Origin of the sequence: Flavobacterium rhizophilum (assembly GCF_046000485.1) — a bacterium.
GTDB classification, from domain to species: domain Bacteria; phylum Bacteroidota; class Bacteroidia; order Flavobacteriales; family Flavobacteriaceae; genus Flavobacterium; species Flavobacterium rhizophilum.
On sequence record NZ_JBELQB010000003.1, the window covers coordinates 341229 to 353900 of the forward strand.

Annotated in this window: 17 protein-coding genes; 8 read left to right on the forward strand and 9 right to left on the reverse strand. The window is 37.4% G+C overall.

Features of this window, described 5'->3' with window-relative positions; all coding sequences use genetic code 11:
• Window positions 1-16 precede the first annotated feature (16 nt).
• The 7 genes from ABS768_RS05650 to ABS768_RS05680 all read right to left on the reverse strand — a co-directional run bounded on the left by ABS768_RS05650 (window position 17) and on the right by ABS768_RS05680 (window position 3092).
• Window positions 17-565 (reverse strand): hypothetical protein, encoded by a 549-nt coding sequence (locus tag ABS768_RS05650; RefSeq protein ID WP_330444241.1) that lies wholly within the window; start codon window positions 563-565, stop codon window positions 17-19.
• Entirely contained in the window at window positions 477-1277 is an 801-nt protein-coding gene (locus ABS768_RS05655) for a hypothetical protein (protein WP_408074001.1), read from the reverse strand. The genes ABS768_RS05650 and ABS768_RS05655 overlap by 89 nt, the downstream gene beginning before the upstream one ends.
• Window positions 1278-1340: 63 nt before the next feature.
• On the reverse strand, window positions 1341-1589 hold the full coding sequence (locus ABS768_RS05660) for a hypothetical protein (protein ID WP_035136234.1): 249 nt from the start codon (window positions 1587-1589) through the stop codon (window positions 1341-1343).
• A gap of 215 nt (window positions 1590-1804) precedes the next feature.
• Entirely contained in the window at window positions 1805-2053 is a 249-nt protein-coding gene (locus tag ABS768_RS05665) for a hypothetical protein (protein ID WP_408074002.1), read from the reverse strand.
• A 23-nt stretch (window positions 2054-2076) separates the two neighbouring features.
• Window positions 2077-2334, reverse strand: a complete 258-nt coding sequence (locus tag ABS768_RS05670) for a hypothetical protein (RefSeq protein WP_408074003.1) — start codon at window positions 2332-2334, stop codon at window positions 2077-2079.
• Between the two features lie 113 nt (window positions 2335-2447).
• Entirely contained in the window at window positions 2448-2699 is a 252-nt protein-coding gene (locus ABS768_RS05675) for a hypothetical protein (protein ID WP_408074004.1), read from the reverse strand.
• A gap of 90 nt (window positions 2700-2789) precedes the next feature.
• Entirely contained in the window at window positions 2790-3092 is a 303-nt protein-coding gene (locus ABS768_RS05680; RefSeq protein WP_408074005.1) for a hypothetical protein, read from the reverse strand.
• Window positions 3093-3221: 129 nt separating this feature from the next.
• On the opposite strand from ABS768_RS05680, the gene ABS768_RS05685 reads away from it, so the two are divergent.
• From ABS768_RS05685 to ABS768_RS05720, 8 genes are all read left to right on the forward strand, one after another.
• Window positions 3222-3956: a helix-turn-helix transcriptional regulator gene (locus ABS768_RS05685; RefSeq protein ID WP_408074006.1), complete on the forward strand. Its 735-nt coding sequence runs from the start codon at window positions 3222-3224 to the stop codon at window positions 3954-3956.
• Window positions 3957-4556: 600 nt separating this feature from the next.
• A complete protein-coding gene (locus ABS768_RS05690) occupies window positions 4557-4841 on the forward strand; it encodes a hypothetical protein (protein ID WP_330444249.1) in 285 nt (94 codons plus the stop codon).
• Between the two features lie 123 nt (window positions 4842-4964).
• On the forward strand, window positions 4965-5744 hold the full coding sequence (locus ABS768_RS05695) for a hypothetical protein (RefSeq protein WP_408074007.1): 780 nt from the start codon (window positions 4965-4967) through the stop codon (window positions 5742-5744).
• Between the two features lie 12 nt (window positions 5745-5756).
• A complete protein-coding gene (locus ABS768_RS05700) occupies window positions 5757-6173 on the forward strand; it encodes a hypothetical protein (protein WP_408074008.1) in 417 nt (138 codons plus the stop codon).
• Window positions 6174-6232: 59 nt separating this feature from the next.
• Window positions 6233-6628, forward strand: coding sequence for a hypothetical protein (locus ABS768_RS05705; RefSeq protein ID WP_408074009.1), 396 nt, complete (start codon window positions 6233-6235; stop codon window positions 6626-6628).
• A 69-nt stretch (window positions 6629-6697) separates the two neighbouring features.
• Window positions 6698-7048: a heavy-metal-associated domain-containing protein gene (locus tag ABS768_RS05710; RefSeq protein WP_408074010.1), complete on the forward strand. Its 351-nt coding sequence runs from the start codon at window positions 6698-6700 to the stop codon at window positions 7046-7048.
• Window positions 7049-7121: 73 nt separating this feature from the next.
• The gene (locus ABS768_RS05715) at window positions 7122-7958 is read left to right on the forward strand and encodes an MlaD family protein (protein WP_408074011.1); all 837 of its coding nucleotides are present in this window, start codon (window positions 7122-7124) and stop codon (window positions 7956-7958) included.
• Between the two features lie 9 nt (window positions 7959-7967).
• The gene (locus tag ABS768_RS05720; protein WP_408074012.1) at window positions 7968-8591 is read left to right on the forward strand and encodes a hypothetical protein; all 624 of its coding nucleotides are present in this window, start codon (window positions 7968-7970) and stop codon (window positions 8589-8591) included.
• A gap of 9 nt (window positions 8592-8600) precedes the next feature.
• Here ABS768_RS05720 and ABS768_RS05725 read toward each other — a convergent pair whose 3' ends face one another.
• Together ABS768_RS05725 and ABS768_RS05730 are read right to left on the reverse strand one after the other, a co-directional pair.
• Window positions 8601-9053: a hypothetical protein gene (locus tag ABS768_RS05725; protein WP_408074013.1), complete on the reverse strand. Its 453-nt coding sequence runs from the start codon at window positions 9051-9053 to the stop codon at window positions 8601-8603.
• Window positions 9054-9109: 56 nt separating this feature from the next.
• Window positions 9110-11938, reverse strand: a complete 2829-nt coding sequence (locus ABS768_RS05730) for a S8 family serine peptidase (protein ID WP_408074014.1) — start codon at window positions 11936-11938, stop codon at window positions 9110-9112.
• Window positions 11939-12672: the final 734 nt, after the last annotated feature.

Below are 12672 nucleotides of genomic sequence, written 5' to 3' on the forward strand. Positions count from 1 at the left end.
TTTTGACTACTCAATACTACTTATACCTTGTACTGCCTGTTAATACCCTTTTAATGTTTTTAGAGTAATTAAATTCCGAATGGCTTTTGTCGTCGTTATGAGTACGTAGTGACTGCTGTTCGGCGAGCTGGCAGCGTTCTTCAAAGTATTCCCTAAAAAACGATAATACCTTTGGGATGGTGAGGCTTTCGTAAAATTCGCCATAAGCACCACTGATTATTTTTTTAAACAAAAAGGTAAGGTCGCTTATTTTGAGGGTATAGTAGGTTTCGTTTACCTCTATGGCACAAAGCTCAATTTGATCTTCGGTCATGGGTTTGTTTAGGTTAAGTATATCGTTAAGGTACACCAGCCAACCCATTGTAAGGCCTATGGCAAAATCTTTACTCTTTTCGCGTTGCAGTGTTCCCAGTGTGGGGGCGGGGGCATTTATGGCTTTGTCGATAGTGGTAAGCCTCCCGCCGTGGCGCATGCAGTTAACCGGACTGTAAACGCTTAGCAATTTTTCGTTTGAAGTCGTCGCTATACTTAACTTTCGACTTTGAGGCAGGTTCTTTCCCTGCATTGCCTTGTGGTTTTATTTCAAATAGTCCTTTCCAGCCTTTGCTTATGCTTTGGTGCAGTATAGCTATGGCGGTAGTTTGTTTACCTTGGGCAAGGTTGGTTAGCTGTAGGAGTGCTGCCTGTTCACTTTCGGCGCTTTGGTAGTTTTGGTTGTGCTCATTGTGGCGGTAGGTTTTCCAGAGTTGCCATTGGCGGGCAAACTCGGCCGAGGGGTAGGGCAGTACAACCGTTGGTTTTTCTCCCATACCCTCTTTTCCGTCAAAATCAGTTTTAATTTCAACTTCAATGTCAATATCATTGTCATTGTCAATGTCAGTGTTTTGCAACACTTTTGCTGATGTTTTGTTTAGGGTTGTTGTGTTTTCTTCTGCTTTATTACGTCGTTTTTTAGCAGCTTGAGAACGTGTTTGTGAGATGTTTTTTTCACGTTGTAAACGTCGGGAAGTAAAACTGTAACCTCCTGTGATTTCATCTATTATACATATATTATTAATGCTGAGTTCATCAATAATTTCGGCAGCTTTACCGGCTGTACATTTCCAGAGAATTTGCAGCCCTTTTGCTGACGTTTTGTATACGGGCTCGTTACCCGAAAGGTGCATTTTAAAAATTATTTTAAGCCAGGCCATTTCGGCTTCCAGCGATAAAACATTGCAATCACGTTCCCAGTCGCCCACATAGAGGGCTATATGCGGAAGGTTTTTTTTGCTCATTAAGTGCAAAAATTCATTTCAAATATTTTTTTGCAGCCTTTTTGCAGGCATTTTGAAGGTGCTTTACACCCTTACAACATTATCAATAATTACATTATTGTATAGGCCTTTAGATCCGCTAATGTGGAATTCAAGATCGGCCACATCGCCCGGCAGCATATCGTCCAGTAATTCTATTTTGGTACCCAGTGCGGTAGGGTAAAACAATTTGCCGTCTTCCTGTTCAAACTGAAGTTGTTTTAGTGCTGTACCTTTTTTGGTTGTTTTGGTATCGCCTACGGCTACTACTATTCCTCTTATTTTATATTGCATGGTTCGTTTGATTTAAGATTTAATAATTATACTATTTAAAGATTAAGGTTCCCAAAAGGGCAGGTGACATTTTAAATTTTAAATGTTCAATTTTTCAATCTTACGAAATTGAAATTAACTATTTAAGTATTAAAGGTTTCTCAAGTAAATGTTAATATTTTGTGATAATGTTATTCGGCTATTTGCTTCTTTGTATTTAATAGGCAAACAACATATTATCGAACGGCATTTATCATACACAGTCGGTTAGCAACATGGTTAAACTCCAGTGTGTTTACCTGTTTTTGCGTAAGCTGACTGTACACCACAGCCGGAGCAAGGTTTGCCAGGGCATGGAAAAAATCGGCAGCGTTGTTATTGTCTTCCAGTTCGGTAAGGGAAATGGCATTGTCGCTGTTTTCTATAAAAAGGGTTTCCAGTTGCTCCAGTATTTTACGGGTATATTCTTCCTGTTTAGTTTTCATGATTTTATGTTTAATGTTTGTGGTTATCTTACTATTGCTCTTATTTCCTGTGCTACAAGGTTGTTGTATTGTATGCCGCTGTTTTTGGATATTTTACCTTCCAGCATTACATTAACCTGTATTTCGTCGTTTTCCTTAAGGCCGTGCAGCTCGTCCATTTTGCGTCCGCGAAACTCCACAAAGGCTCTTTGGCGATGATCGGGCACTATGGTTACTACTTTTTTTTCATGTCCGGCTGTGTTGCGGTACTCAATGTTTTCAATGTTTCCTGTAATTGTCATGGGATTTGGATTTAAAGATTTAATGATTGAAGAATTAAAAAAGTGGATTTGGCTATTTGTTGATTTGTGTATTGGTATGTCATATCAAATAATCGAATAACCAAATAATCGAATTACCCCGCAATGGCATATTGTTCGCTTGCGGCTTTTTCAAATTTTAGTGAAGTTTCCAGCTGGTTTAGCAGGATAATTTTTTGGGAGTGGTATCCCTTTAACTGAGAAGTGAGTTGGGTTAAATCGGAAGTACGCTGGTCTTCCAGCTTAAAAACCGAATAGTAAGGCAGGTTTTGAATGGATTGTATTTCCTGTTCGCATTCGCTGATAAGGCGGTTAACCGATTCTAACTGGCAGATAAGATTTTTCATGGCGTAAGGCGTTTTTAAGTTAATTTTTTAAAGACTTAAAGAGGATAGATGACAGATAATAGATTAATGAGTAATTGTCTTTTGTCTTAATCATTCAGTAATACTAAACCTTTTATCGTTATTAAAGTGTAGTATTGCACTTTGTTCATGGCTGCAGGGTGTGTATTTAGTGTAACGTACCGGGGCAGGGTTGTGCTGCTGTGTTGCCTGTTGTTGTGCCAGCTTAGTGTAAAGTTGCTTTAAGCGGGCACTTACATGGGCTTTTTGCTCCAGTATGTAAGTGTAATTCTCTACATCCTGCTGTGCTTCATAAGAACGTAAGTACTGATTGTATCCTTTTTTTATTTCGCTAAGTTCCACAATTTGATGTGTAATATTATTGTTTATTTGCATATAATGTGTATCTTTGCTCAAACATTGGTACAAAATTAAGTGGAATATTCCACATTTCAAAATACGAAAGTGTAAAAAATCACTTTTTAACATCTAAAAGTTATCAACAGTTACGATAAAGTATTGAATATGGACGCATTAGAGATTAAACAGAAGAGGGAGCACCTGGGGCTAACCCAACGCGAGTTGGCCGACCTGATAGGTGCAAGTCGCGAAACCATTATTAATTATGAGAAAGGAAGGCCCATACCCAATTCTAAAATGGAGATACTTAATAAGGTGCTTAACAGCGATACACCTTATACCATTATTGTTAAGAGCAGTGAAGTGGTGAAGCTTCCGGTTGATTTTGAAAACAAAAACGGGAATAAGTTTATAGAGCTGCCTAACGGACAGTATTATATGCTAATGCCACTAGCCGACTTTAATGTACAGGCGGGATTGCTGAGTAATTATCAGGATGCCGACTTCCTTATGGATTTGAGTCAGCACGGGATATTGGTAGACAAACCGGTGCAGGGACGCTATGTGGCGTTTAAGGTTAACGGCGATAGTATGGATGACGGCAGTAGTAATGCCATTAGCCGAAATAGTATTGTTAGCACACGCGAACTGCAACGCCAACACTGGACAAACAAGTTGCGTTATCGTGATTTTCCGTACTGGGTTATTTATACTACTCAAAGTAAGATGCCGTTACTAAAAGAGGTTATTGAACACAATACCGAAGAGGGCTATATTGTGTGCCACTCTTTAAATGATAGTCCGGAATTTACCGATTTTAAACTTCATGTAAATGATATACAGGCGCTGTTTTATGTTATTGATGTAAACAGGAGTGTTAGTAAAAAGGTAGTGTATTAATTTTAAGACTGTAAATAATAATAGATAGGGTTGTCATCCTGACGATAGGAATAGGCTCTTTTCCATTTCGACCGTAACGAAGTGGAGCGGAGAAATCTCAATAAATTAATACTTGTCCTTTTGTCCGTGACACAAAAGAACGAAAAAGTCGGGCTTAGATGCTTTAGGCTAAAAATTATGGCTCTCGGCTAAACCATCCGAACTCGGCTATCGCCTCAAACAGCGGATGCTTTTTCACGCCTCGTTTATAATTTTCTATACGCCACAGCACCTTAGGCCGTTTGCCACTGTGATGTGCTTACTCTGCTTGTCATTGTTTAGAGATTTATTTCATCAGTTCGCCTTTTCAGCCTCGTGTTTCGACTTCACTTCCTTGCAATCAAAATGACGGAGGGTGATTGTCATCCTGACGACAGGAAGGATTTCATTCAAAATTCAAAATTTATCATTTAAAATAGTGATTCTTCTCACAATCTGATAATGTGGCTATCGCCTGACAAATCTTACTAATTTCATGTAGAATTTTATAACTGTGCTTGGGTGTATTATAATTTATTTTGCCGTTCATTCAACCAATAGATAGTTATAATAGTATTTGCCATGAGTTTTGATTACGGTGAGTTTGAAAAAGAGCTGGAAAGCGCATGCCTTGTTGCCTACAAAAACTTTTTGAAAGAGTTTAATGCCGACAGTACCTACATTTCTGCCGGAGGGGGTAAACTCGAAGCCTTTATACAGGGGCTGCAAAAGGAGTTTGATAAGACCACTACCTATTATCTCAAGAAACACAATGTGGAAACCGACCCTGAAGCGCGTCGGCGCGCACTGGCTGTTGCTAAGCAAAGTGCCAAAAAATGCATTGAAGAGTTTAGCCGAATACAGTAGGCTTACCGTTAGAATACACCTGCGTTATTAATTTGAGGCCCCGCCATTTGTGCGGGGTTTTACTTTTTTAAATAGTAAACTTTGGCAGGAAATACTTACTTTAGCGCAACTTAATATTTAAAAATGAAACATACTTTTAAAGCACCGTGGTTCAATATAATAAGGCCTATACTATATGTTGTTATTTGCCTGGTGTTTTTATATCTGCTAATAAACGGCAGCATTAACCAAAATGCTTATATAGCTGTAGGTGTGCTTTTGATTTACCTTATTATACATAAGGAATATACTTTTGCAGAGGTAGATACTGTTGCTAAAACCCTTACTGTGCGTTACCGTATTTTTTTTCTTTTAGTTCCGATACAGAAACAGGTAAACTATACTAAGGCAGAATGGGACACACTAAGTGATAAGTCGTTTGAATTTACTGAAGGTAAAACCACTATTGCCCTTGCCGGAAAAAATATAGGAAAGGATAATATTAATAAAATTGCCGATGTACTTATAGCATCGGTTAACCAGGGGTATGAGGATGTACCCGTTATGTGTCCGGTTTGTGGGAGTAATGAGGTGACAGGACTATTGGAAAAACCTGTTCCGTTTTTTACACGTGAAGCCGAATGCCAGTGCTGTTTGTTTGCCAGTGATATTGATCTTGAAGATGACGGCGAACCTAATTTTATTATGTTTTTGAGGCAAGACTGGATTAAGGACAACTGCAAAAACGTAATGTTGTCTGATGATAAAAAATCGGACTGGAGTGTGGAAAAAGCCATTTCTCAGTTAAATAACCTTAAACAGCTAAATCCTGCAAAATGGCCTGAGGAGGTTGCCCGTATTAATCCAAACTGGACCCCTGATTTTAATGAACAGGATGTAAGGGAGCATTTTAAAAATGATTAATGAATTGAATTAATGAAAATACAACCTGAATTTCCCTTATTAGATATTTCTGTAAAAGACTGGAACAGCGAAGAGGTTTTAGGGCTTATTGAATATAGCGGTATAATGCCCGGTGTTTCTCAAAAAGTTTTTGACGATCATCACCTAAACAGAGTTTTAGTTGATGGTAACGGATATGTTTTTAAAATTACGGGTAAGGAATTGATAGCTGCCTGGAGAAAATTTGTTCCGTTTTTCGTGCCTATCTATCGTTATGTGTTTGAGTACCAAAACAAACAGATAAGTTTTGATGAAGTAAAGGAATATATGTTTAACGGATTAAATAGTTTAGATTATAAAGAAGGAGATGATAATACAGATCTTAAAGATAGGCTTAACCAATGTCACACTATAAGAGATGTTATAAAGCAATATTCAATTAGGTGGTAAAACTTTTTGATAATTGTAAAGCAGTAAAATTCTTATATTTATCGGCTAAACAAACATTTATGACAAAAACATTACTAACCATGTTGCTGTTTTTAACCCTGGGAGTTACAGGGCATGCTCAGCAAAAAATTACTGCAGCTTATATAGAGCAACACTACGGCGGATGGTATTTTTTGCATCCCGAAACCGAAATCCAACCACAATGCCGTGAGCTGGAAGACAGTAATTACTGTATAAACAGGCAGATAAAAGAATTTACAGGTATGATTGAGCATCAGGTTACTACTATGCCGGATGCTGCGAAGTTGGCCAACTGGAAACAAACCTGTGACGATAAGGTAGAGCAGTTTATAGCCTCGGTCTCTGATTCTCCCGCAAAAGCCCTTATGAAAAAAGCCTATACCAGAGATGTGTACAAAGAGTTTTTACTCTCACTGCTTGGAAAAATAAAATAGTTTAAGCTGAGGATTTCAGTTTTGCTTTTGTGAAATGGTATCTTATATTTGGAAAAACAATAAACAACCATGAAATTACTTAAAACATTATTTTTTGCCTTAGTGCTTTTTATGTCGGCTAATGCTTTTGCACAGCAAAAAAAGATTCAGACAACAGTTATTAAAACCGCTATTTACTGCGATCATTGTAAACAATGTGAGTCGTGCGGAGACAGGCTTAATCTGGGGTTGCTAAAAACAAAAGGCGTACAAATGGTTCAGCTTGACGAGGAGGCTATGACTATTAGTGTTACCTATAATACAAAGAAGACTGATTTAACTACTATAAAAACGGCAATTAGTAAGCTGGGATATGACGCTGATGATATTAAAGCCGATCCGGTTGCTTATGAGGAGCTTGACGGATGTTGTAAAAAATAACATTATATGAAGCATGGAGTTATCCATGCTTTTTTATTTTAAGTGAAATCGTATTTTTTAGAAAACCTTACCAATGAGAAAGCTTTTGTACTTATTATTACCGTTTTTAATTATAGGTTGTAATAACAGTTACTATGATGTATATGCGGTTTTTGATAATATAGATGGCGTAACTGAGGGAACTATTGTTACGATTAATGGTGAGGGAGCAGGTTATGTTTATAAAAAGCAACTAACAAACGATAATAAACTAAAGCTAACTTTAAAGATAGATGCACAATACACTTTTTCTCAGGCATCTTTACTGGTGGTTAAAAATCCGTTTACTTTAGGAACTGCGTTACGTATTGAGACAGATGATACATCGCCCATACAAATAAAAGACAAGGATACTATTGCTGTAGTTGTTGAAGGACAGTTTAAAAAACCTGATGCTAAAATGGTTGCTACTCCAAAAACAGAACAGCCAAAAGAGGTGTTTCCTGATACTGTGGGGTTAAAGCAGTTTTGGAAAGATTTTAAAAAAGACATCAGTACCAATAATGTAAAAAGTACGGCTGCCAGGTTAGACTATCCTATCAGGGCTATACATCCGGTACTGTTTAAGTATTCCTATAGCTGTGATACCATTACTTATATTAAAAATGAAGAGAAGTATGCAAATGTAGATATCAACAAAGGGGATATGCCCCGTTATTTTGACTTTGTTTTTGATGACGTGCTTAAAAACATCATTTCAAAAATCTCTTATCAGGATTTACTCCAACAGGGGCATCTTAGTGAAAATTCAGTAAGCTTTTGTATTTTTCCTAAACATTATATGCAGGTTCCCTGTCCTAACGATCATAATCTTCATTTGTACCTTATAAAACGTAATAATGAGTGGAGTGTAAGTATTGGCGGACTCTAATTTATATATATGAAAAAACTTTTTCTAATAGCTGTTCCTGTTATTATAGCTGTGCTGTTTTCCTGTAAAGAAAGTATTGATGAGAAAGTGACAGAAACACCTGCTAAGTTTGAAGTAGCAAAGGTTAAGCACTTACTTTTAGATGAAGATATAAGTGTGCAGGATATTAAACGCCAGGTGGGGCGTAATATAACTACTTCATTTTTAAATAAAAAAAGGGTGAGTATTTATCCCGACAAAGGGAAAAATAATTACTACGGAGTGTATTATTTTACGTCAGATAATGAAGGGGATAGAGGTGTTATTGGGGCTTTGGTGGTGTATGACTCTGTTAACCCTTATGTTTATGATAAGTTAACCGACGAGTTTACAGAGATTTGCCTTTTTGAAAAAGGAATTTCATTATATAATAATAAGGTGAGTATAGGTATGCCTGTAAAAGACGTTATAAATTACATGGGGGAAGATTATATTAAACTTGGTGATTCGTTACTGTGCTATAATCAAACCGATAAAAAAGCTTTTTTTAAAATTAAAGACAGTTTGGTTGCCGCATTAAGGATAGGTGTTTACCGTGAGGATGTAACAACAGACTCTATTTTTAAACACAGTTTTAATAGTAGTAATCAATAAAAAAACAGGTTACTCAAAAACCACAGGTTTATTAGACTTTTCAATTTTTATAAAATGATAGGGGTAGGCCACATCCTGTATTGCACTTTGCGAAAGGTTTTTAACTGTAACAATAATATTGTTGTGAGTTTCGGCAACATTAGTAATATCTACAGTTGTGCTGCTATTCTTTTTTTGTATTACTGCTATAACTTCAAAGGCATTAAAATCGATATCTGTTTCGGTAAATCCCTCTAGAACATTGGGGTCGGCATCCTGTAAAGTATCAATAAGATTATCCCACTGGCTTTGTGATGTAATCGCCAGGTACTGGTTATTAGGGTTAAACTCTCCGTCTTGCGGCATAAAATAACCTTTTGCCACCAGTTGTGTGTTTTGTATAACTGTAGTGTTGTTATCGCTACTGCTACAGGAAATAACAAATACACAAAGTAATATAAATGTTGTATTTAACTGTTTCATAGCTTGTTAGTTTTTTAAAAAAAGTGCCTGCATACTTCATGCAGGCACTAAGTTAATTATTTTTTATACAGGTTTTTAGTATGCATTATTTTACCATTACATACCAGGGCTACAGTATAGAAGCCTGAAGGGTATTTGCTAATATCAAGAGTAACCTCATTTTTAGTTACATCAATGTCGTAATTAGTTTTATCTCCCTGCGAGCCGTAACTACCTATAATCATAATGCTTGCGGTGTCGCTGCTTGTTACATTATATTGTACGGTTACAGAATTTGAGGCAGGGTTAGGAGCTACAGATGTTATATAATCTGTTTCCTGTACCGCCACTGCTTCTCCGTTTTCGTGTGGTTTACCTCTATTAATTATATAAGTTTCACCACCTATTATTCTGCCGGTTTCCACATCACGTTGAATTACATGATAGGTATAAGTAATTTTTTCAGATGCATCCGGCTGGAACTTAAACTGTAGGTTTAGCGTGCCGTATTGCTCCGGATGGAATAGCATTTTAGGGAGTGTAGCTTGTGGCGATGCGATAAGCATATCTTCTCCGCCTTCTATATACTCAATACCTTCCATAGCCTGTCCGCCTGCAGCCCAGGCTTCCATAAGCTGACCGTCCATTTTTATAACCACATCGGCATCTTCAAAAATTGGGGCACCCGGCTCTTCTTCATCTGCCCTAAACTCAAGAGCAAATAATTTTGGCTGTTCAAAAGTGTTACCTACTCCAATTACACCGCTTGGAGGAGCATCGTTGTTAATTGTATTAACGACTGATACATTTTTCCAGGCAATGTTATTATTGTTTTTAACATTTCCGTTCAGGTCGCTGGTTTCTATATAGGTCATAGGGTCGTTTACAGATTCTATCCTTGTAAGAAGGCAGAAATGCCATGGTTCAGGATTGATTGAAGAATAATCAGCCGGGTTTGGCACTACCCATGAAAACGGAATTATAATCTCGTCACCCGGCTGCATTACTGGTATTGTTTGTGTACCTATCTGGTTGCCCATTAATACACCACCTACATAAGTTGAACCGTTCCATGCATTAGGCCAGTTTAGTGATGTTGCTGCTTTTGCCCAGTATAGTTTTAATTTATCTGTACCATCTGTGGCAACACACCCTCTGTTTTTAACCCTTACATATACAGTGTTTGGAGTATTCCATGGGCTATAATCAGGATTTTGATGTGTTAAACCGTTATCAGGGTATACCCTTACCCAAATATCGGGACTTGCCCACATATATGGTGTAACATTATTAGGTTCGTCACCATTATCAAAAGGGCTTGACGAATCTTTAACATATAGGTCGTAACTATTTGATGTGGTGGACTGTGCCTGTAGCACGGCGGCATAAGCATCTATAAGTCCATATCCCATTTGTGTGCTCCATGTTCCGTTTGGTCTTCCGGCAGTTGTGCCATAAGAAACGGTTATTTTCTGGCAGGTGCTTTCCAGTATATCTCTTGCCTGTGCACCGGTTAAACATGGATTGACAGATAGTATAAGCGCAAGTGTACCACTGGTATGTGGTGTTGCCATAGAGGTTCCGCTTTTATAACCTGTATTGTTACCCGGTAGTGTTGACAGTACGTTTGATCCCGGAGCTACAACATCCAGATTGCTACCATAACCCGAGAATGACGAACGTGCGCCTGAAGAGGTAATTGAGCCTACAGTTGTAATGTCACTATGATAAGTACCCGGATAGTCCATAGCCGGAGACCAGTTACCTGCAGCAAATACTACAAGAGTACCAAGCCCACCACGCCCCAAAGTAAGCGCGTTTGTAATTGCGTTCTCTAAAGCAGCACTTTGAAGATCATTGTAAAAAGCACCACCCTGGTCACCCCATGAGTTGCTAATAATATCGGCACCGTTTTGCCATGCCCAACTCATACCACTGGCAAGTTCGGCCGAAATGGTAGACGATATATAAAGGTCATGACTTACAGGGATAAGGTCTGACTGCGGAGCCACGCCCACTACCTGTAAATTATTATCTTTAACAGCAGCAATTGTACCGGCTACGTGAGTACCGTGATCGTTGGAGGGGTTAAACACACTTGGTGGTGTGCCCGACTGTGAATCGAAACCTGTCGAACCGATATTGGCATTAAGGTCGTTATGCGACACATCAATCCCCTGATCCAGTACGGCAACATTAATACCGTTACCTTCGGTAATAGTCCAGGCCTGGCATGCATTAATATCAAAACTTGGATTAGAAGAATTGTTAAGTCCCCAAAGACTGCCAAACATTGGGTCGTTTGTACATCTCTTATTAAAATTGAACATGAAAGCAGGGTCAATATCGTCAAAATTACCTGTCTCATATATATAGTTAGTAATATCAAACACATTTTCTGTACTATTTTTATTAATAGTAACAATATACCATTGCGGCATATATGGTATTTGTTTGATTACGGTTAAATTCTTTTCATCGGCAACCTTATTAAGTAATGCAATGTCGCCCTCGCTTTTCAGTTTAACATAAAAAACACTTGAAACCCCAATAGGTTCGGCATCGTGCCCCCTCTCTATATAATAAGATACATGGTTAACACTGCGGAGTTTTCTTAGCGCGTTCAGCTTTTGGTAATATTCAATTTCCGACGGAGAATCGGTAAAATGCACTTTAATAACCTGAGGGGTTTCTTTTGTGGCAGCACTGGCAATGCCTACAACCTCAAAACCAAGCGGTTTTATTTCATCTGCATTAAACTGGTTAGTAACGGTGATATTTAGGTATTCCTTATTAATGTCTAAAGGAATTTTTTTACCCTTATAATAATAGGAGTAATTGTTTTGTGCAAAGCCGGAGCTTAGACCCATTATCATAATAATGATTAAAAAGTATATTTTTTTCATGATAAAATGAGATTAAATTAATAATTGATTAGTTGGTTTCCTGTTAATGCGCCCCAGATATTAAGGAGGATGCGCAGAACTTAATCTCGTTTTAAAAAAATATATGCTTTTGTTAGTAAGGCGATTCATATACTTTAGTGATTATTTAACATTCGGTGATCAAAGAACCTGTCTGTTAGGTTATATAAAGTTATATGTTAAAAAAATCAATAAATGCTTGATATTGTGTTTTTTAGTAAACAATTAACAGAATATTTATAATATGAATCAAACTATTTATTTGTTAGTTTTAAATAATTAAAATATTTATAAATACTTGTATATCAATATTTTGTAAGTAAATTAACACGCAGTTTATACTAATGACATAACTATAGGCTAGGGTAGGGGCTGTTATTACATTATACTATATAAAGTAGAGCTGTTTTGGTCTGTTCTCTGTTATTTCCTGTTTTACTCAAAAAACTTCCTCCTTCAAAAGTCACTTTTTCAGTAAGTTATGAAATAAGGTTAAAAAAAGATTAAAAAAAAGGCATTAAAAGTTTGCGGAAGTGGAAAAGATGGCTACTTTTGCACCCGCAATAACGGCGAAGTTCTTTGGTAGTGTAGATGTTCTGAAGCCCTTTTAAATAAAGGGAGTTGCTTTAAAAAGGCTTCGAAAAAAAAGTTCAGAAAATATTTGCAGAAAAGAAAAACTTTACTAGTTTTGCACCCGCTAATACAGCGACGTACAT

Coding starts and splice junctions, on each gene's coding strand:
- ABS768_RS05715 (WP_408074011.1), top strand. CDS start 7,122: ATGAGAAAGCTTTTGTACTTATTATTACCGTTTTTAATTATAGGTTGT.
- ABS768_RS05685 (WP_408074006.1), top strand. CDS start 3,222: ATGGACGCATTAGAGATTAAACAGAAGAGGGAGCACCTGGGGCTAACC.
- ABS768_RS05655 (WP_408074001.1), bottom strand. CDS start 1,277: ATGAGCAAAAAAAACCTTCCGCATATAGCCCTCTATGTGGGCGACTGG.
- ABS768_RS05720 (WP_408074012.1), top strand. CDS start 7,968: ATGAAAAAACTTTTTCTAATAGCTGTTCCTGTTATTATAGCTGTGCTG.
- ABS768_RS05650 (WP_330444241.1), bottom strand. CDS start 565: ATGCAGGGAAAGAACCTGCCTCAAAGTCGAAAGTTAAGTATAGCGACG.
- ABS768_RS05680 (WP_408074005.1), bottom strand. CDS start 3,092: ATGCAAATAAACAATAATATTACACATCAAATTGTGGAACTTAGCGAA.
- ABS768_RS05705 (WP_408074009.1), top strand. CDS start 6,233: ATGACAAAAACATTACTAACCATGTTGCTGTTTTTAACCCTGGGAGTT.
- ABS768_RS05710 (WP_408074010.1), top strand. CDS start 6,698: ATGAAATTACTTAAAACATTATTTTTTGCCTTAGTGCTTTTTATGTCG.
- ABS768_RS05695 (WP_408074007.1), top strand. CDS start 4,965: ATGAAACATACTTTTAAAGCACCGTGGTTCAATATAATAAGGCCTATA.
- ABS768_RS05725 (WP_408074013.1), bottom strand. CDS start 9,053: ATGAAACAGTTAAATACAACATTTATATTACTTTGTGTATTTGTTATT.
- ABS768_RS05670 (WP_408074003.1), bottom strand. CDS start 2,334: ATGACAATTACAGGAAACATTGAAAACATTGAGTACCGCAACACAGCC.
- ABS768_RS05690 (WP_330444249.1), top strand. CDS start 4,557: ATGAGTTTTGATTACGGTGAGTTTGAAAAAGAGCTGGAAAGCGCATGC.
- ABS768_RS05700 (WP_408074008.1), top strand. CDS start 5,757: ATGAAAATACAACCTGAATTTCCCTTATTAGATATTTCTGTAAAAGAC.
- ABS768_RS05730 (WP_408074014.1), bottom strand. CDS start 11,938: ATGAAAAAAATATACTTTTTAATCATTATTATGATAATGGGTCTAAGC.
- ABS768_RS05665 (WP_408074002.1), bottom strand. CDS start 2,053: ATGAAAACTAAACAGGAAGAATATACCCGTAAAATACTGGAGCAACTG.
- ABS768_RS05660 (WP_035136234.1), bottom strand. CDS start 1,589: ATGCAATATAAAATAAGAGGAATAGTAGTAGCCGTAGGCGATACCAAA.
- ABS768_RS05675 (WP_408074004.1), bottom strand. CDS start 2,699: ATGAAAAATCTTATCTGCCAGTTAGAATCGGTTAACCGCCTTATCAGC.